We start from the raw sequence: 16,831 nt of genomic DNA, 5'->3' as shown, positions 1-16,831 counted from the left end.
CGTTACGAACGCCCTCGGGCCTCTTTTGCACTATGCGATTCGCGGGCTCCAGCGAAAAGTTAACGGACGTGAATTTTTCCCGTTAGTAACTGCTCCTGAAGGCCGAGATCAGCCGCTGCACCACGCCGCCGCCGGTGGGCTTCACGGGCGCATGGCCGGGCGCCGCGACCTGCCGCAGATCGAGTTCGTTCGACGCCGCGAACTGCGCGAGCCCGGCAAGCGTCGCAAAGGCGGGGCCGCTATGCGCTTCAGGAAGTCCCGGCATGCGCGGACGGCCGACGCGAACCGCGCGGCCGAGCACGCCCTGCGCATAATCCGCCATGCCCTTCAGGTCCGATCCGCCGCCGGTGATCACCACCTGCCGCCCGAACGGCCCGGCAAAGCCAAGCTCCTTCAGCGCGTCGGCAATTTCGTTCATCAGCTGCTCGAGCCGCTGCCGGATGACGTGGATCAGCTGCGCCCGCGTAATCCGCGTGGCCTCGGCCCCCTCCTCGCCGCCGCCCATCGGCGACAATTCGATCATATCGTGATTGTCGCGCGGGGACGTGGTCGCCGAGCCGTAGAAGCATTTCATCCGCTCGGCATCGACCCGGCGCGTGCCGAAGGCCGCCGCGATGTCGTCCGTAATGTCGCGCCCGCCGATCGCGATCGACTTCAGGCCGACCAGCATGCCGCCCGCGAAGACGGACACGTTGGTGACGCCGGCGCCTAGCTCCACCAGCGCAACGCCAAGCTCGCGCTCCTCTTCGCTGAGGCAGGCCTTGCCCGCCGCGACGGGCGACGCAACGATTGCCTCGACCCCGAGATGCGCCGAGCGGACGCAGAGATCGAGGTTGCGCACCGGCGAAGGCTCGGCAGCGATGACATGGATGTCGACGGCAAGCTTGTCCGCATGGAGCCCGAGCGGCTTCTTCACGCCCTGAAGACCATCCAGCGTATAGAGCGCCGGCGTCGCATGAAGGATCATTCGACCGTCCGGGCTGATGGAATCCCGCCCGACCGTCAGCAGCGCGTCGATGTCGTGCTTCTCGACCCGGCGGCCGCCAATCTCCACCTCGACGCTGGCAACGGTGCTGATGAGACCGCCCGCCGAAAATCCGACGAATACCTGCTCGACATTGGTGGCGGCGATGCGCTCGGCCTGCTCGACCGCCTCGCGGATCGCTGCTTCGGTGCGCTCCATGTCGGCGATGAAGCCGCGCTTCACGCCCCGGCTCTCGCGCTGGCCGGTGCCGAGAATGCGAAGCTCGCCGCCCTCGCCCGGCTCTGCGATCAAAGCAGACACCTTGGACGAGCCAACGTCGAGGGCCGTCACCAGTCGGCGTTGAGGAGGAGGCGCGACCCTTTTCATCAAATCGTCCTGGGCGCGTCCGGCACGGGCGTGGAGGGAGCGAGATCGATGTCCGGCACGGTGCTGCCGGGCTCGCGAGACACGCGGACGATAAACTTGCCGGGAATGCGCATGTCGAAACGGACGAGACCGCGGCCCAGAAGCTGCGCCGACTGATCCATGCGGGCGAACTGAATAAGCGCCTTCTTCGACGCTTCCTCGCCTTCCGGGAGCGCGAGCACTTCGCCAGACTGGAAACGAATGTCCCAGCGCCGCCCGCCGACCCAGGTCGCACCCTCGACCATGGGCTTCAATTGCGGCGCGGCTTCGGTCAGCTTGGCAAATTCGTTGGCGTGGCGATTTGCGGCCGGCCCGATGACCAGCGGCAAGTCCGGCATGGCATCAAGCTTCACCTGATCCAGCACCACGCCTTCGGCATCGATCAGCGCGAGCTGCTGGTTGTGCTGCCAAATGGCGGCGGGCTGCCGCTCGACGATGTCCACCACCAAAGTATCCGGCCAGCGCCGCGACACGCGCGCTTCCTTGACCCAGCCGAAGCGGAGCAGCCGCTCCCGTGTCAGATCGAGGTCGACCAAAGGCATCGCCGTGGAAGGCTGATCCCAGGCGATATTGTAGATGGCGAGCCGCGGCACCTGCTTCGCGCCCTTGATCTCGACCCGCTCGACCGCAAAGCCTGCGCGGCCGATATTCTCGCCTATGGCAGTGCCGACCATCTGCGGCACGCGAAGCGCCGAGGCGACCGCGAGTGCGACGGCGATCAGCATGCCGAGGAATATCCACCAGCTTACCCGCCGCACCGTCTCCGCCGGAAACGGCAGCGCGTCGAGCAGCCCGGGGTCCTTCCGGCGCTTCGTCGTCCGCCCGCGGCTGGAGCTCGCCCTCGGCCGCGCGCGCGAGGAAGTGCCTCTGGCAATCCGCGCGCTCACAGCGCCTCCTCGACGATGCGCTGGACGAGCTCGGCATAGCTGAGGCCGCGATACTTCGCCTGCTCCGGCACGAGGCTCAAAGGCGTCATGCCCGGCTGCGTATTCACTTCCAGCAGGTAGAGGCCTTCGAGCCCCCGTTCATCATCCCAGCGGAAGTCCGACCGGGACGTTCCCTTGCAGCCAAGCAGCTTGTGCGCCTTCAGCGCCATCGCCATCGCCGCATCGCGGATGTCGTCGGGTATCTCGGCCGGGCAGACATGCTGCGTCAGCCCGTCCGTATATTTCGCATCGTAATCGTAGAAGCCCTGCGTCGGCTTCAGTTCGGTGACCGCGAGCGCCTCATCGCCAAGCACCGCAACCGTCAGCTCGTGTCCCTTGATGAAGGGCTCGGCCAGAAGCTGGTCGAACTCCTGCCACGGCCCCTTCACGTCGCGGCCGATCGGGCTTCCGTAATTGCTCTCATTGGTGACGATGGCGACACCGACCGACGAGCCTTCGTTGACCGGCTTCAGCACATAGGGCCGACCCATCGGATCGCCCGCGTAGAGGCTCTCGCTCTCCACCACCTCGCCTTCCGGCATGCGGATCCCGTGCGGCACCAAAGCCTGCTTGGTCAGCTCCTTGTCGATCGCGATCACCGACGTGACGAGCCCCGAATGCGTATATTTGATGCCCATCAGGTCGAGCATGCCCTGCACGGTCCCGTCCTCGCCGGGCGTCCCGTGAAGCGCGTTGAACACCACGTCGGGCCGGATGCCATCCAGCACCAGCGCAAGGTTCCGGTCCATGTCGATCCGCGTCACGCGGTGGCCCAGGCTTTCGAGCGCCTGCGCGACGCCCTCGCCGCTCATCAGCGACACTTCGCGCTCGGCGGACCAGCCGCCCATCAACACGGCGACATGAAGCTTACGCATTACCCACCCTCTGAATTTCCCATTCAAGCTCGACGCCGCTTTTCTCCCGGACGCGGCGGCGCACTTCCTCGCCCAATGCCTCGATATCCGCCGACGAAGCGGCGCCGAGATTGAGGAGGAAGTTACAATGCTTCTCCGACACCTGCGCGTCTCCGATCTGGAGCCCGCGGCAGCCGGCGTCGTCGATCTCCTTCCAGGCCTTCGTGCCCGGCGGGTTCTTGAAGGTGGAGCCGCCGGTCTTGGAGCGGAGCGGCTGCGATTCCTCCCGCGATTGCGCGATCCGGTCCATCTCCGCCTGGATCGCCTCCGGCTGTTCGGGCTGGCCGCGGAAAGTGGCGCTGACGACGATCGCGCCTTCCGGCAAGTCGCTGTGTCTGTAGGTATAGCCGAGCGCATCGAGGGGAAGCGTCTTCAGCTCGCCCGACCGCAGCACCACCTCGCATTCGACGAGCACGTCCTTCACCTCGCGGCCGTAGGCGCCCCCGTTCATCCGCACGAAGCCGCCGACCGTCCCCGGAATGGAGCGCAGAAATTCTAGCCCGCCGATCCCAGCATCCCGCGCCGTGGACGACACGAGAATACCCGAAGCGCCACCCCCGCAGCGAAGCACTGTCTCGTCCAGCCGCTCGACGGTGGCGAACGGTTTGCCGAGCCGCACCACGACGCCCGGAACGCCGCCGTCGCGAACAATCAGATTGGAGCCGAGACCAAGGCCCATCACCGGCACCTGTGGATCAAGTCCCGTCAGAAATTCCGACAGATCCTCGACATCCTTCGGCTCGAACAGCCATTCGGCCGCGCCGCCCGACTTGAACCAGACGAGCGGCGCCAGCGGTGCATCCGCCGTCAGCTTGCCGCGGACGCGGGGAAGCTCGGCGACGCTCATTTATTGAGCCTCGCATTCTTGATGCCGATAGCGAGACCGGCCGCCCATTTCGTGATATCGCCGGCGCCAAGGCAGATCACCATGTCGCCGCGCCCGGCAATATCGCGAAGTTGCCGCGCCAGATCCTCTGCACTCTCCACCGCCTTCACCATGCGGTGGCCGCGCTCCTTGAGGCCGCGCACCAGGGCTTCGGCATCGACGCCCTCGATCGGCTCCTCGCCCGCCGCATAGACGGGCGCGACATAGACGATGTCGGCGTCGTTGAAGGCGCCCTGAAACTCTTCCATCAGGTCGCGAAGGCGCGTGTAGCGATGCGGCTGAACGACGGCGATCACCCTGCCCTGCGCCCCTTCCCGCGCCGCCGACAGCACAGCCCTGATCTCGACCGGATGGTGCCCGTAATCGTCGATGATCGTGACGCCCTCAACCTGGCCGACGGTGGTGAAGCGGCGCTTCACCCCACTGAAGCTCTTGAAGCCTTCGGCGATCACCTCGTCCGAAATGCCGAGCTCGGCGGCGACGCCGATCGCCGCAAGCGCATTCTGCACATTGTGGCGGCCTGGCATCGGCAGTTCGACGCCCCTGATCCGCCGCACCGCGCCGGCGCGGTCGCGGATATCGACGTCAAAGCGATTGCCGCCGGGGAACGGCGTCACATTCTCCGCCCGTACATCGGCGAGCGCCGCAAAGCCGTAGGTGACGACGCGGCGATCCTGAAGGCGCGGGATAATCGCCTGCACCTCCGGATGATCGACGCAAAGCAGGGCCGCGCCGTAGAAAGGGACATTTTCGACGAACTCGACGAAGGCGTCCTTCACCGCATCGAAGCCGCCATAATGGTCGAGATGCTCGGGATCGATATTCGTCACGACCGCGATCGTGCCGTCGAGGCGCAGAAAGCTGCCGTCGCTCTCGTCCGCCTCGACCACCATCCAGTCACTCTTCCCGAGCCGCGCGTTGGAGCCGTAGGCATTGATGATGCCGCCGTTGATGACGGTCGGATCGATCCCGCCCGCGTCGAGCAAAGTCGCGACCATCGAGGTCGTCGTCGTCTTGCCGTGCGTCCCCGCCACCGCGACGGTGTTCTTGAGCCGCATCAGCTCGGCCAGCATCTCGGCGCGACGGACGACCGGAATGCGGCGCTCCAGCGCACACTCCACTTCCGGATTGTCGCGCTTGATGGCCGTCGAAACCACTACCACAGCGGCATCGGCGACATTGTCGGCATGCTGGCCGATACTCACCTTGATGCCCTGCTTGCGGAGCCCCTCGACGACATAGCCCTCGGCGACGTCGGAGCCCTGCACCTGATAGCCAAGGATGTGCATCACCTCGGCAATGCCGGACATGCCGATGCCGCCGATGCCGACGAAATGGATGATGCCGATGTCGGTGCCGACGCCCTTCATGCGTAAGCTCCATTAGACACAGCGGCAGGCTGTTCGTTCGTCACCCGCAGCGCGTCGGCCGCCGGGGTACGGCTGATCCGCTCGACGAGGTCGGCAAGGTCCTTTGCCGCATCCGGCCGCCCCACCGCCCGTGCATGGGCGGCGGCATTGGCCAGCGCCTTCGTCTCAAGCCCTAGATGCTGCATCTGCTGGGCCAATTCCTGCGGCGTGAATTGGTTCTGCGGGATCATGCGCGCGCCGCCCGCCTTCGCCATTTCGCGGGCATTGGCGGTCTGATGATCGTCCGTGGCGCTCGGCAGCGGAATCAGGATTGCCGGACGCCCCGCCGCCGTCAGCTCGGCAATGGTGGAGGCTCCGGCGCGACCGATCACGAGATGCGACCAGGCCAGCTTCTCCGGCATGTCGGGGATGTATGTGGCGAGCTCGGCGGGAATGCCGAAACGCGCGTAGCGCTCCCGCACCGCCTCGATATCTTCGGGTCGGCATTGCTGCGTCACCTGTAGGCGGAGGCGAAACTCGTCCGGGAGCAGCGACAAGCCTTCCGGCACCACGCTCGAAAGCACCGCCGCCCCCTGGCTTCCGCCGGTCACCAGCAGGCGAAAGACGCCGTCGGGCTCCAGTGCGGGGAAAGGCTGACCGCGAAGCGCCAGCACCTCGTCCCGCACCGGATTGCCGACCAGCGCCACCTTGTCGAGGTAACGCGGCTTCAGCCGGTCGACTTCGTCATAGGCAGTGGCGATCGCATCGACCCTGCCCGCGACCAGCCGGTTGACCCTGCCGAGCACCGCATTCTGCTCGTGGATGGCAGTTGGAATGCCCATGGCATTGGCAGCAAGCAGCGCCGGAAGCGCCGGATAGCCGCCGAAGCCGACCACCGCCGCAGGCCTCTCCTGCCGGTAGAGCCGCTTCGCCATCGCGCGGCCGGCCCAGATATTCCGCGCCGCCTTCAGCCAGCCGAGCGGCCCACCGCTGATCCGGCCCGCAGGCATGATGTGGACACTCAGACCCTGGAAAAGGCCGGGGATCTTCGCGCCGCGCTCGTCGGTGATCAGCGACACGCCGTGGCCGCGGCCGGTCAGCTCCTCGGCGAGCGCATGCGCCGGGATCATATGCCCCCCGGTGCCGCCCGCAGCGAGAATGAAATGGCGCTTCACGATCATTGGCCGCTCCATTTCACCACATAAGGGGAGCGGTGCAGATAGGGATTTCGCCGGGTGAAGGCGAGGAGGAGCCCCATGCCGATCGCCAATGCTATCATCGACGATCCGCCATAGCTGATGAAGGGAAGCGTCATGCCCTTGGACGGGGCGAGCTGCACGTTGACAGCCATGTTGATCAAAGCCTGCAGCCCGAACTGCGTCACCAGCCCCGCCGTCGCGAGCACCAGGAACATGTCCTCCTCATGCAGCAGGCGGATCAGAACGCGCGCGATGATGAGGAGATAGAGGATCGCGATGGCGAGGCAGGCGATGAGGCCGAACTCCTCCCCGATCACCGAGAAGATGTAGTCGGTATGAGGCTCCGGCAGGTTGAACTTCCGCGTCCCCGCGCCCGGCCCCGCACCGAAAAAGCCGCCCGAGGTCAATGTGCGCAACGCGCTGTCTGTCTGGTAGGTGTCGGTATCGCCCGTCGCGAACAGGAAGGCGTCGATCCGCTTCGTCGCCACCGGGTAGAAGAGATAGGCGGCGATGACGCCCAGCACCGCCCCCACGCCGAGCCCGCCGAGGATGCGCATCGACACGCCGGAAAGCGTCAGCAGCATCACCCAGGCAGCGGCGAAGATGATGGTCTCGCCGAAATTCGGCTGCTTCATCAGGAGGAGCGCGGTGATGCCGGTCAGGAGCCCCGTCACCGGCACGACGGGAAGCGTCGGATCCTTTTCCTTCAGCGACAATATCCAGGCGAGCGCTACGACGAAGAGCGGCTTCAGGAACTCGGACGGCTGGAATTGCGTGAAGCCGACGCCGATCCAGCGCTTGGCCCCGTTCACTTCCTGGCCGATCAGCGGCACGAACACGAGCAGCACCGTGAAGAAGGCCGCGCCTGCAAGGCAGAGCCGCCGCGCCTTTGACTTGGGCAGCATCGACACGCCGATCATCACCGGGATGGCGAGGAAGATCCAGACAATCTGCCGGTAGAAATAATAAAGCGGCGCGAAGCTCACCTCGCCGCCCGAATAACGCTGCGCCGCCGCGGGCGAGGCCGCCGCAACCGCAATAAGGCCGATCGAGATCAGCACCGCGACGAGCAGCAGCAGCACCCGGTCGATTTCCCAGAACCAGCGGCCGAGAGCGCTCCGGTCCGAACGCCCCAGGCGGTTCGCCGCGATCTTCTGCGGCGCCACGTTCATGCCAAAGCCTCCACCGCGGCCCGGAATGCCTCGCCCCGTGCCTCATAATCCTTGAACTGATCGAACGAGGCACAGGCGGGCGAGAGCAGCACCGTCTCCCCCCGCTCGGCGGCCGATGCGGCGCTCTGCACCGCCTTGTCGAGCGTCCCCGCTTCTTCGACCTTTTTGCCCTTGCCCGACAGCAGCCGCGCGAACATCGGCCCCGCCTCGCCGATCGTATAGGCGGCGCGGACATGACCGAAATAGGGCTCGCAGGCGTCGAGATCGTCGGACTTGGGCAGCCCGCCCAAAATCCAGTGCACCGCCGGATAGGCGGCGAGCGCCGGCGCGGTGGAGGTGGGATTGGTCGCCTTGCTGTCGTTGACAAACAGGACGCCACCCTTCTCCGCCACCCGTTCCATCCGGTGCGGCAGGCCCGGATAGGTGGCAAGCGCCTCGACGATCACATCGTCGTCAATGCCGAGCGCCCGTGTCGCCGCCACCGCCGCCGCCACGTTCTGCCCATTGTGCGGCCCCTGCAGCGAAGGCCAGGCGGACTGGTCCTTCACATCTTCCATGGAAACCAAGATGCGCTCGCCGGTAAGCTGCCCGGCAATGGCGCGCGTATAATCGTCGTCCGTCGCCACCACCGCCACATGATCCGACGACTGCATCGCGAACAGGCGCGCCTTCGACCCCGCATAATCGTCCATTCCGTCATAGCGGTCGAGATGGTCGGGCGTGACGTTAAGAAGCACCGAAACCTCGCAATCGAGGCTCTGCGTCAGGTCGATCTGGTAGGATGAAAGCTCCAGCACATAGACGCCGCCTTCCGGCAGCGGCTCCTGCGCCAGGATCGGCAGCCCGATATTGCCGCCCATCATCGACGGAATGCCCGCGGTCTTCACGATATGGTGGATCAAAGCCGTCGTCGTCGACTTGCCGTTGGTGCCGGTAATGCCGACCACCTTATGCGGCGGCAGATCCGCCCGGGCCTGCGCGAACAATTCGATGTCGCCGATCAGTGGCACCTTCGCCGCCCGCGCCCGCTCGGCAATCGGATGGCGATTGATGGGCACGCCCGGCGACACGACCACGCCCGAAAAGCCATAGATGGAGGTGGCAAGCGGATCGGCGATCCGCGCCTTGTCCGCCACCGCGTCCCGCGGCTCGGCCTTCTCGTCCCAGGCCATCACCGTCGCGCCGCTGGCGACGAGCGCCTCCACGGTCGCGACGCCGGAGCGGGCGAGGCCCAGCACCGCATAGCTCTTGTCCTTGAAGGCGCTGCTGACGATCATCTGAGCTTCAGTGTCGAAAGACCGGCGAGCGCGAGCACGAAGCTGATGATCCAGAAACGGATCACGACGGTTGGCTCGGACCAGCCCTTCTGCTCGAAATGATGGTGGATCGGCGCCATCTTGAAGATGCGCTTGCCGGTGCGCTTGTAGAAGAAAACCTGGAGGATGACCGACGCCGCCTCCATCACGAACAACCCGCCGACGATGGCGAGCACGATCTCGTGCTGGGTCGCGACCGCGATCGCACCGAGCGCGCCGCCCATGGCGAGGCTGCCGGTGTCGCCCATGAAGACTGCAGCCGGCGGCGCGTTGAACCAGAGGAAGGCAAGCCCCGCGCCGACAATGGCGGAGCAGAGCACGGTCAGGTCGCCGACGCCCAGCACATGCGGAATGCCGAGATAGGCGGAGAAGACCGCATTACCGACGAGATAGGTGATCAGCAGGAAGGCGAGGCTGGCGATGATCACCGGCATAGTGGCAAGCCCGTCGAGGCCGTCGGTCAGGTTCACCGCATTGCCCGCGCCCACCACGACGAACGCGGCGAAGATGACGTAGAAGGGCCCGAGATCGACCACCGGCCCGGTGAAGAACGGGATGTAGAGCTCTGTACCGGTGCCCTGGATGATCACCCAGCAGCCTACCCCCGCCACCAGGAACTCGGCAAGCAGCCGCGTCCGCCCGGAAATGCCCTTGTGGCTGCTCTTCGTCACCTTGTCGTAATCGTCGATGAAGCCAATGAGGCCGAAGCCCACCGTGATGAACAGGCAGGCCCAGACATAGGGATTGGCGAAGTCCATCCAGAGCAGCATCGCGATCGATAGCGATGTGAGGATCATCAGGCCGCCCATGGTCGGCGTGCCCCGCTTCGAAAGGTGGGTCGTGGGCCCATCGGCGCGGATCGGCTGCCCCTTGCCCTGGCGGACCCGGAGCCAGCCGATGAACTTTGGGCCGATGATCAGTCCGATGAAGAGCGCGGTCGCGGTCGCGGCGCCCGCGCGGAATGTGATGTAGCGGAAGAGATTGAGGATGCCCGGAAATCCAAGCTCTTCTGCAATCAGCAAGAACATTCAGCTTCCCCCGCGCGCCAGGTCCTCGACAAGGGCGGACAATCCGACGGAGTTCGATCCCTTGACCAGCAAAGCATCGCCCGGACCCACCTCTTTTCGGACGAGTTCGGCGGCCGACGCCACATCCGGCACATGCGCGATTTTAACCTTTTGTCCAAGGGCTTTCGCGAGCGCTTCCATCTCTTGTCCGACCAATATGGCATAATCGACACGAGCAGCCTCGATCGGCTCGGCAAGGCCGGCATGGAACCCGTCCGATCCCTCGCCAAGTTCCTTCATCGATCCAAGCACCGCGATGCGCCGGCCTGAGACATTCTCGTTGCCAAGCACCTTCAGAGTAGCCCGCATCGATGACGGATTGGCGTTGTAGCTCTCGTCGATCAGCAACGCCTCGCCGCCGCCCACCCGTATCCTATGCCGCTCGCCGCGTCCTTTCAGGCCCGCAAGCTCCGCAAGTGCGAGGCCCGCAGCGCCGAGGTCGCCGCCAAGCGCCTCAACAGCGCCGAGCACCGCCATCGCATTAGACACCCAATGCTCGCCCGGCGGCGCAAGCGTGAAGTTGAGGTCGGCGTCCGGCAGCTGCGCCGTAACGAGCGTCCCGCCCGGCTGGCCATAGATCACGTCGCGGGCGCGGATGTCGGCACCTTCGCCAAGGCCGAAGGTCCAGATCCGCGCCGCATAAGGCTTGGCAGCGGCGATCAGCCGGTCGCGGTGCGGGCTGTCGAACGGCACCAAAGCGGTGCCGCCTTCCTCCAGCCCCTGGAAGATCTCGCCCTTGGCATCGGCAATCTCTTCCTCGCTCGAAAAGAATTCGCGGTGCGCGGAAGCGATGGTGGTGACGATGGCGACATGCGGGCGGACGAGCCGCGTCAGCGCGGCAAGCTCCCCGGCATGGTTCATGCCCATCTCGAACACGCCGTAGCGACTCTCGCGCGGCATGCGGGCGAGCGACAGCGGCACGCCCGTATGGTTGTTGTAGCTTTTGACCGACCGGTGCGCCTTGCCGGGCGCGCCGTAGTCCAGCGCTGCGTACAGCGCCTCCTTGGTCCCGGTCTTTCCGGCTGAGCCCGTCACGCCGACGATCCGTGCATGGCTCCGCTCCCGCGAAGCCCGGCCGAGGTCGTTCAGCGCCTTGTTCGTATCGCCGACCAGCACATGCGGCTGCGGGATCGGCTCGCTGACGATTGCGCCCGCCGCGCCCGCGCCGAACGCCTTGTCGAGGAAGCGATGCCCGTCGGTCGCCTCCCCCTTCATCGCGATGAAGAGGTCGCCCTTTCCCACCTCGCGGCTATCGAACGTGACGCCGCCCACCTCGAACAGGCCGTCCGCCTTGCCGCCAACGGCCTCGGCAATTTCCTCGGAGGTCCAGAGCGCGCTCATGCCGCGCACTCCCGCGCTACGCTTACGTCGTCGAACGGCAGCACCTTGTCTCCCACGATCTGCCCCTGCTCATGGCCTTTGCCGGCCAGCAAGATGATGTCGTCCGCACCCGCTTCGGCGACGGCGGCGGCAATCGCCTCGCGGCGGCCCGGGACCTCGCGCGCACTTTCCGCGCCCGCCATGATGTCGCGGCGGATCGCGGCCGGATCCTCGCTCCGCGGATTGTCGTCGGTGACGATGACCATGTCCGACATGCGCGCGGCGACTTCGCCCATTTCCGGCCGCTTGCCGACGTCGCGGTCGCCGCCGGCGCCGAACACGGTGATGAGCCGCCCCTTGGCATGCGGCCGAAGCGCCTCGATCGCCGATTGGATGGCGTCCGGCGTGTGCGCATAATCGACATAGATTGGCGCGCCGGCCTTGGTGATGACGGCCCGCTCGAGCCGCCCGCGCACCGGCTGCACCCGCGCAAGATTGGTCAAGGTCTGCTGAAGCTCGCCCCCGGTCGCGAGCACAAGCCCCGCCGCCGTCAGCGCATTCGCGGCCTGGTAGGCGCCGATCAGCGGCAAAGCGACCTTGTGGGTCTTGCCCTCGGCCTCGATGATCAGAGTCTGGCCAAGCTGGCTCGGCTGCCGCTCGACGAGCCTCAGCGTCTCGCCCGCCTTGCCCACAGTCAGCACCCTGAGCCCCCGCTCGCGCGCAATGGCCTCCACTTCGTCGGATTTCGGATCGTCGGTCCAGATCACCGCCGCCCCGTTCGGCTCCACCACCTCGCGGAACAGGCGCATCTTGGCCTCGAAATAGGCCTCCATCGTGCCGTGATAGTCGAGATGATCGCGGCTGAAATTGGTGAAAGCCGCGGCATGCACCGGCAGCCCCTCGGTCCGGTGTTGCGCAAGCCCATGGCTCGACGCCTCGAACGCGGCGTGGGTGATCCCCATCCGCTCGAGCCCCGCCATGTTGGACAGGAAGGTCACGATGTCGGGTGTCGTCAGCCCCGTCGTCACCTGCTCGTCGGCCGTGGTAACGCCGAGCGTACCAATCGAGGCCGAAGGATGCCCCGCCATCCGCCACAGCTGACGCGAAAGCTCGACGTTTGACGTCTTGCCGTTGGTGCCGGTGACAGCGATCACCGTCTGCGGGAAGGGCGCGAAGAAGCGCGCGGCAAGGCTCGCAAATTCCCTGCGCGGCTCCTCCGCCGCAACATGTGCCGCACCTTCGACGGAAACGTCAGGCCGCGCCACTACGGCAATCGCGCCCGCCTCGACCGCTGCGGGAATGAAATCCTCGCCGTTGAAGGCCGTGCCCTGGAAGGCGCCGAACACCGTTCCCGGCGCCACCTTCCGATGATCGATGGCGAAGCCGGTGACGCTTTCCCCGCTGTCGGTGCCGATCAGCGTGCCGAGCCGCATCAGTCGCCCGACGTGTCGACCAGCGGCAACACCTCCGACAACTCCATGTCGCGGCGCTCGTCGGGAATCACTCCAAGCAGGCTGCCGGTCCGGGCAATGACCTTCGATACGATCGGGGCGGAAACCCATCCGGCGGTGGTGTAGCCGAACGTGTCGGCGGTGGCTTTGGGGGCGTCGAGCATGGCGATCACCACATAGCGCGGATTATCCATCGGGAAAGCCGCCGCGAACGTCGAGACGTTCACTTTTTTGGAGTAGCCGCCGCTGCCGCTCTTTTCCGCCGTGCCGGTCTTGCCGCCGACGCGGTATCCGGCGGCTTCGCCGCGCTTGCCGCCGCCATGAAGCACGTTGAGGCGAAGGAGCTGCCGGACACGGCGGCTGGTCTCAGCCTCGAACACCCGGCGGCCTTCGGGAACGCGCGAGGGATCGACCTTGAGCAAGGTGGACGGGCGCCAGATGCCGCCATTCACCAAAGCGGCATAAGCCGTGGCGAGGTGCAGCGGCGTGATAGCCACGCCGTGACCGAAGGAGCTGGTGAGGAGGGTCGCACGGCTCCACTCGCGGGGCCAGAGCGGCTTCGCCTTCTCGGCAAGCTCGATATGCGGCGCCGAATCGAAGCCCAGCTTGCGGAACGAGGCCTGCAGCCGCTCCGCGCCCATTTCGTCCGCAATCCGCGCAGTGCCGATGTTGGAGGAATAAGCGATCACCTCGGCGACGTTCAGCGGCCGGTTCTTGCCTTTGTAGTCGGAGATGCGGAAGCGCCCGATGGCGAGCGGCGTGCCGGCATCGTAGCGCTTGGCGAAGGAGGTGACGGTGCCCGCATCGATCGCGGTCGCGACGGTCAGCGGCTTGAAGGTCGATCCGAGCTCGTACACGCCCATGGTCGCGCGGTTATATTGCGAATTGGGCGCATATTTGCCGGCGGCATTGGGGTTGAAGGTGGGGAAGGACGCCATGGCGAGGATCTCGCCGGTCTGCACGTCCAGAACGATGCCGGTGCCGCCTTCGGCGCTGTGCTTCGCCATCGCCGCGCCAAGCTCGCTCTCGACCGCGGCCTGGACGCGGGAATCGATCGAAAGCGCGACGCCCTGCCCCCGCGTGTCGGGATTGCCGAGGCGGTCGTTCAGCACCTTTTCCATGCCGGTGACGCCCTGACCCTCGAAATCGGTCCAGCCGAGGATGTGAGCGGCAAGCGCGGTCTGCGGGTAGAGCCGCTCAGGCTCACGGTCAAAGGCAATGGCGGGCTCGCCGAGCGCGTTCACCGCCGACACCAGCTCCGGCATCGCGCGGCGGCTCAAGTACACGAAGGTCTTACCCGAGGTCAGCAGCGCCTTATATTCGGCAGCGCTCTTCTCCGGCATCAGCTCGGCGAGCTTCGTTGCAAGCTCGTCCGGGTCGCCGAGCAATTTGTTCGGATGGACGCCGATAGACCAGGCGTCGATGGTGCGCGCCAGCGGCACGCCGTTCCGGTCAACGATGTCGCCGCGCGGCGGAAGCAGGGGGTTGCCGACGGACACCTGCACCCGGTCGGTGAAGATCTGGAGGTAGACGAGGCGAAGCGCGATGAGCGCGATCACGCCCGCAAACACCAGCATCACCAGCATCAGCCGCTGGTAGGTGATGGCGAGCGTCTGCTCCTTCCGCTGTTCCTCGACCTGAAGCTTCCGGGCGTTCGCCGCTATGACGGTCATCAGCGTCCCGCCCCTCCGGCTTTCTTCTCCGCCTTGGCGGCATCGCTGACCGCGGCGATCAGATCGTCGTCGATCATCGCAGGCTTCTTGGGCTTCGCGGCGGCGGTCTTCTGGACCGTGGCAGCCTTTTGGACCGCAGGTTTCTTGACCTCGACAGCTTTCTTGACCGGCTCCGTCTTGGCGAGCGGCGCCTTGGCAGCAGCCTTCTTGACGACCGGCGTTTCCACGACTGCAGCAGCCTTGATGAAAGCCGGCCTCTTCTCAGCCGCCGGCGCCGCAGTCGCGACGAGGCTCGCCTGGCGCAGCATCGGCTTGGCCGGAGCCGCCTCCGGCGCCTCGAAGCCGATGCCGACCGCCGTCTTCAGCTTCGCTTCCGGCGCTGCGGCATCAGCCGAAGCCATGCGCACGTTCGATATCGTCTGATCCGTTGACTGGACCGGCTGGGTAAAGCTCGCCAGCCGCAGCTCGTCCGACAGGAATTGCTGCGATCCGGGCGCCGACAGGGCCAGCACCTCGGCATTCCAGTGTTCGAGCTGGGTCAGCCGGCCACGCGTGCCGAGTTCCGTCTGGAGCTGGCGGATATCCTGCTTCGCCGCAATGATCTGCCGCTCGATCTGCGCCAGCTCGGCGCGCTCGGACGCGACGTTCAGCGACAGCATATAGCAGCCAAGGGCGGCGCCGCCGACGGCGGCAACCCAGCCAACGGGCTTGAAGCCTCTCGCGATCATGCGCTCATGCTTTCATTCCAGGGGGATGCTGATGTGCGGCGTGCGACCCTTAAGGTGGCGGAGCGCGCCCGCGGATTAGCTTTGATTTCGGCTTCGCCCGCACGGACGGCCTTGCCGACCGCTTCGAAGGTCGGCTTTGGCCCTTTGTTCGCCGTGGCGGGCAAATGGCGCGAGCCAGCGGGGACCGATCCGCTGCGCTCGCGCAGGAAACGCTTTACAACGCGGTCCTCAAGGCTGTGGAAGGTGACGACGGCGAGCCGGCCGCCTTCCTTCAATACCTGCTCGGCGGCTTCGAGCCCGCCTTCGAGTTCCTGAAGCTCTTCATTGAGATGAATGCGGATCGCCTGAAAGGTCCGGGTCGCCGGATCCTTCTTCATCCCCGCATGATGGCCGAGCGCTTTTCGTACGACTTCGGCAAGCTGGCTCGTCCGCTTGATCGGGCGCGCGGCGACAATGGCGCGGGCGACACGGCGCGACTTCGGCTCCTCGCCATAATGGAAAAGCACGTCGGCAATTTCGTCCTCGTCGGCATTGTTGACGAAGTCGGCGGCGCTCTGCCCTTCCTGCTCCATCCGCATGTCGAGCGGTCCGTCCGCCTGGAAGGAAAAGCCGCGCTCGGCGCGGTCGAGCTGCATCGAGGAGACGCCGATATCGAGCGTCACGCCGTCCACTTCATCAACTCCGCGGTCGCGAAGCGCCTGACGCATCCGGGAAAAACGCTCCGGAACAAGCGTCAGGCGCTCCCCGCTCACCGCTACGAGGGAAGCCCCCTCGCGGATCGCGTCGGGATCGCGGTCGAAGGCGATGACCTTCGCGCCGCGTTCCATAATCGCCTTTGTATAGCCGCCGGCGCCGAAGGTGCCGTCGACATGGGTCTCGCCGTCTTTCGGGTCGAGCGCCGCAACCACTTCTTCGAGGAGCACCGGCACATGCGGGGCGGCATGGGCGACGCTCACAGGGAAATCCCCTTTTCCTCGAGCCGGTAGGCGGCGAGATCACGCAGATCCTCGTCGCCGCTTTCGAGCGCGAGGCGCGGATTCCAGATTTCGAACGTGCCGCCGATGCCGACGAACAGTGCCAGATCCTCGATCTGACCCTTCCGGCGCATCATCGGCGGAAGGATGATGCGGCCGCTCGTATCGTAGGGCACGTCCTCGGTCAGGCCGAAGGTGCGGCGGGCGCGGGCGTGATGGGCAGCCACGTCCGCCCCGCCAGCCTCTTCAGAAAGGCGGCGCCTTTCATTCTCGGCATAAAGGATGCGGGCATAGCCGCGGTCATAGGCATTGAGGCAGGGCGACACCTCATGCATGCCGATAACGACCGCCTTGGCATCGGACCGTCGCTCGATCACCCCACGGATGAACGACGGCACGGACAGACGCCCCTTGGCGTCCACCGCGCTCAGCGCGCTTCCGTTGAAGAGATGCTCCAGTTCCACGT

General features: G+C 66.0%; 15 protein-coding genes. All 15 read right to left on the bottom strand.

What is annotated here, in order from left to right:
* Nucleotides 1–82 precede the first annotated feature (82 nt).
* Genes ftsA through VGD10_RS05865 form a run of 15 tightly spaced genes read right to left on the bottom strand, consistent with a single transcriptional unit; the run spans nt 83 to nt 16,829 of the window.
* The gene (gene ftsA, locus VGD10_RS05935) at nt 83–1,351 is read right to left on the bottom strand and encodes a cell division protein FtsA (protein ID WP_331039884.1); all 1,269 of its coding nucleotides are present in this window, start codon (nt 1,349–1,351) and stop codon (nt 83–85) included.
* Nucleotides 1,351–2,277: a cell division protein FtsQ/DivIB gene (locus VGD10_RS05930; RefSeq protein ID WP_331039883.1), complete on the bottom strand. Its 927-nt coding sequence runs from the start codon at nt 2,275–2,277 to the stop codon at nt 1,351–1,353. The genes ftsA and VGD10_RS05930 overlap by 1 nt, the downstream gene beginning before the upstream one ends.
* Nucleotides 2,274–3,191 (bottom strand): D-alanine--D-alanine ligase, encoded by a 918-nt coding sequence (locus tag VGD10_RS05925; RefSeq protein WP_331039882.1) that lies wholly within the window; start codon nt 3,189–3,191, stop codon nt 2,274–2,276. The genes VGD10_RS05930 and VGD10_RS05925 overlap by 4 nt, the downstream gene beginning before the upstream one ends.
* Nucleotides 3,184–4,077, bottom strand: coding sequence for a UDP-N-acetylmuramate dehydrogenase (gene murB, locus VGD10_RS05920; protein ID WP_331039881.1), 894 nt, complete (start codon nt 4,075–4,077; stop codon nt 3,184–3,186). Before murB ends, VGD10_RS05925 begins: the two co-directional genes overlap by 8 nt.
* Nucleotides 4,074–5,486 carry a UDP-N-acetylmuramate--L-alanine ligase gene (gene murC / locus VGD10_RS05915; RefSeq protein WP_331039880.1) on the bottom strand — a complete coding sequence of 471 codons (1,413 nt, stop codon included), beginning with the start codon at nt 5,484–5,486 and terminating at the stop codon, nt 4,074–4,076. The genes murB and murC overlap by 4 nt, the downstream gene beginning before the upstream one ends.
* Nucleotides 5,483–6,646: an undecaprenyldiphospho-muramoylpentapeptide beta-N-acetylglucosaminyltransferase gene (murG, locus tag VGD10_RS05910; RefSeq protein WP_331039879.1), complete on the bottom strand. Its 1,164-nt coding sequence runs from the start codon at nt 6,644–6,646 to the stop codon at nt 5,483–5,485. The genes murC and murG overlap by 4 nt, the downstream gene beginning before the upstream one ends.
* Nucleotides 6,643–7,836 (bottom strand): putative peptidoglycan glycosyltransferase FtsW, encoded by a 1,194-nt coding sequence (locus VGD10_RS05905; protein ID WP_331039878.1) that lies wholly within the window; start codon nt 7,834–7,836, stop codon nt 6,643–6,645. The genes murG and VGD10_RS05905 overlap by 4 nt, the downstream gene beginning before the upstream one ends.
* A complete protein-coding gene (murD, locus tag VGD10_RS05900; RefSeq protein WP_331039877.1) occupies nt 7,833–9,113 on the bottom strand; it encodes a UDP-N-acetylmuramoyl-L-alanine--D-glutamate ligase in 1,281 nt (426 codons plus the stop codon). The genes VGD10_RS05905 and murD overlap by 4 nt, the downstream gene beginning before the upstream one ends.
* Nucleotides 9,110–10,180, bottom strand: a complete 1,071-nt coding sequence (gene mraY, locus VGD10_RS05895; protein ID WP_331039876.1) for a phospho-N-acetylmuramoyl-pentapeptide-transferase — start codon at nt 10,178–10,180, stop codon at nt 9,110–9,112. The genes murD and mraY overlap by 4 nt, the downstream gene beginning before the upstream one ends.
* Nucleotides 10,181–11,560 carry a UDP-N-acetylmuramoyl-tripeptide--D-alanyl-D-alanine ligase gene (locus VGD10_RS05890; protein ID WP_331039875.1) on the bottom strand — a complete coding sequence of 460 codons (1,380 nt, stop codon included), beginning with the start codon at nt 11,558–11,560 and terminating at the stop codon, nt 10,181–10,183.
* Complete coding sequence (locus VGD10_RS05885) at nt 11,557–12,972, bottom strand: UDP-N-acetylmuramoyl-L-alanyl-D-glutamate--2,6-diaminopimelate ligase (protein ID WP_331039874.1); 1,416 nt, start codon at nt 12,970–12,972, stop codon at nt 11,557–11,559. Before VGD10_RS05885 ends, VGD10_RS05890 begins: the two co-directional genes overlap by 4 nt.
* A complete protein-coding gene (locus tag VGD10_RS05880) occupies nt 12,972–14,663 on the bottom strand; it encodes a penicillin-binding protein 2 (protein ID WP_331039873.1) in 1,692 nt (563 codons plus the stop codon). Before VGD10_RS05880 ends, VGD10_RS05885 begins: the two co-directional genes overlap by 1 nt.
* Nucleotides 14,663–15,391 carry a hypothetical protein gene (locus tag VGD10_RS05875; protein WP_331039872.1) on the bottom strand — a complete coding sequence of 243 codons (729 nt, stop codon included), beginning with the start codon at nt 15,389–15,391 and terminating at the stop codon, nt 14,663–14,665. Before VGD10_RS05875 ends, VGD10_RS05880 begins: the two co-directional genes overlap by 1 nt.
* On the bottom strand, nt 15,388–16,347 hold the full coding sequence (rsmH, locus tag VGD10_RS05870) for a 16S rRNA (cytosine(1402)-N(4))-methyltransferase RsmH (protein ID WP_331039871.1): 960 nt from the start codon (nt 16,345–16,347) through the stop codon (nt 15,388–15,390). Before rsmH ends, VGD10_RS05875 begins: the two co-directional genes overlap by 4 nt.
* Nucleotides 16,344–16,829 (bottom strand): division/cell wall cluster transcriptional repressor MraZ, encoded by a 486-nt coding sequence (locus VGD10_RS05865; RefSeq protein ID WP_331039870.1) that lies wholly within the window; start codon nt 16,827–16,829, stop codon nt 16,344–16,346. Before VGD10_RS05865 ends, rsmH begins: the two co-directional genes overlap by 4 nt.
* Between the last annotated feature and the right edge of the window lie 2 nt (nt 16,830–16,831).

This window comes from Allosphingosinicella sp., from assembly GCF_036402135.1.
In the GTDB taxonomy this organism is placed as follows: domain Bacteria; phylum Pseudomonadota; class Alphaproteobacteria; order Sphingomonadales; family Sphingomonadaceae; genus Allosphingosinicella.
This window is presented reverse-complemented; position numbering and strand designations above follow the sequence as displayed.

Coding starts and splice junctions, on each gene's coding strand:
- VGD10_RS05890 (WP_331039875.1), bottom strand. CDS start 11,560: ATGAGCGCGCTCTGGACCTCCGAGGAAATTGCCGAGGCCGTTGGCGGC.
- VGD10_RS05875 (WP_331039872.1), bottom strand. CDS start 15,391: ATGATCGCGAGAGGCTTCAAGCCCGTTGGCTGGGTTGCCGCCGTCGGC.
- murB (WP_331039881.1), bottom strand. CDS start 4,077: ATGAGCGTCGCCGAGCTTCCCCGCGTCCGCGGCAAGCTGACGGCGGAT.
- VGD10_RS05880 (WP_331039873.1), bottom strand. CDS start 14,663: ATGACCGTCATAGCGGCGAACGCCCGGAAGCTTCAGGTCGAGGAACAG.
- VGD10_RS05905 (WP_331039878.1), bottom strand. CDS start 7,836: ATGAACGTGGCGCCGCAGAAGATCGCGGCGAACCGCCTGGGGCGTTCG.
- VGD10_RS05885 (WP_331039874.1), bottom strand. CDS start 12,972: ATGCGGCTCGGCACGCTGATCGGCACCGACAGCGGGGAAAGCGTCACC.
- murD (WP_331039877.1), bottom strand. CDS start 9,113: ATGATCGTCAGCAGCGCCTTCAAGGACAAGAGCTATGCGGTGCTGGGC.
- ftsA (WP_331039884.1), bottom strand. CDS start 1,351: ATGAAAAGGGTCGCGCCTCCTCCTCAACGCCGACTGGTGACGGCCCTC.
- mraY (WP_331039876.1), bottom strand. CDS start 10,180: ATGTTCTTGCTGATTGCAGAAGAGCTTGGATTTCCGGGCATCCTCAAT.
- murC (WP_331039880.1), bottom strand. CDS start 5,486: ATGAAGGGCGTCGGCACCGACATCGGCATCATCCATTTCGTCGGCATC.
- murG (WP_331039879.1), bottom strand. CDS start 6,646: ATGATCGTGAAGCGCCATTTCATTCTCGCTGCGGGCGGCACCGGGGGG.
- VGD10_RS05925 (WP_331039882.1), bottom strand. CDS start 3,191: ATGCGTAAGCTTCATGTCGCCGTGTTGATGGGCGGCTGGTCCGCCGAG.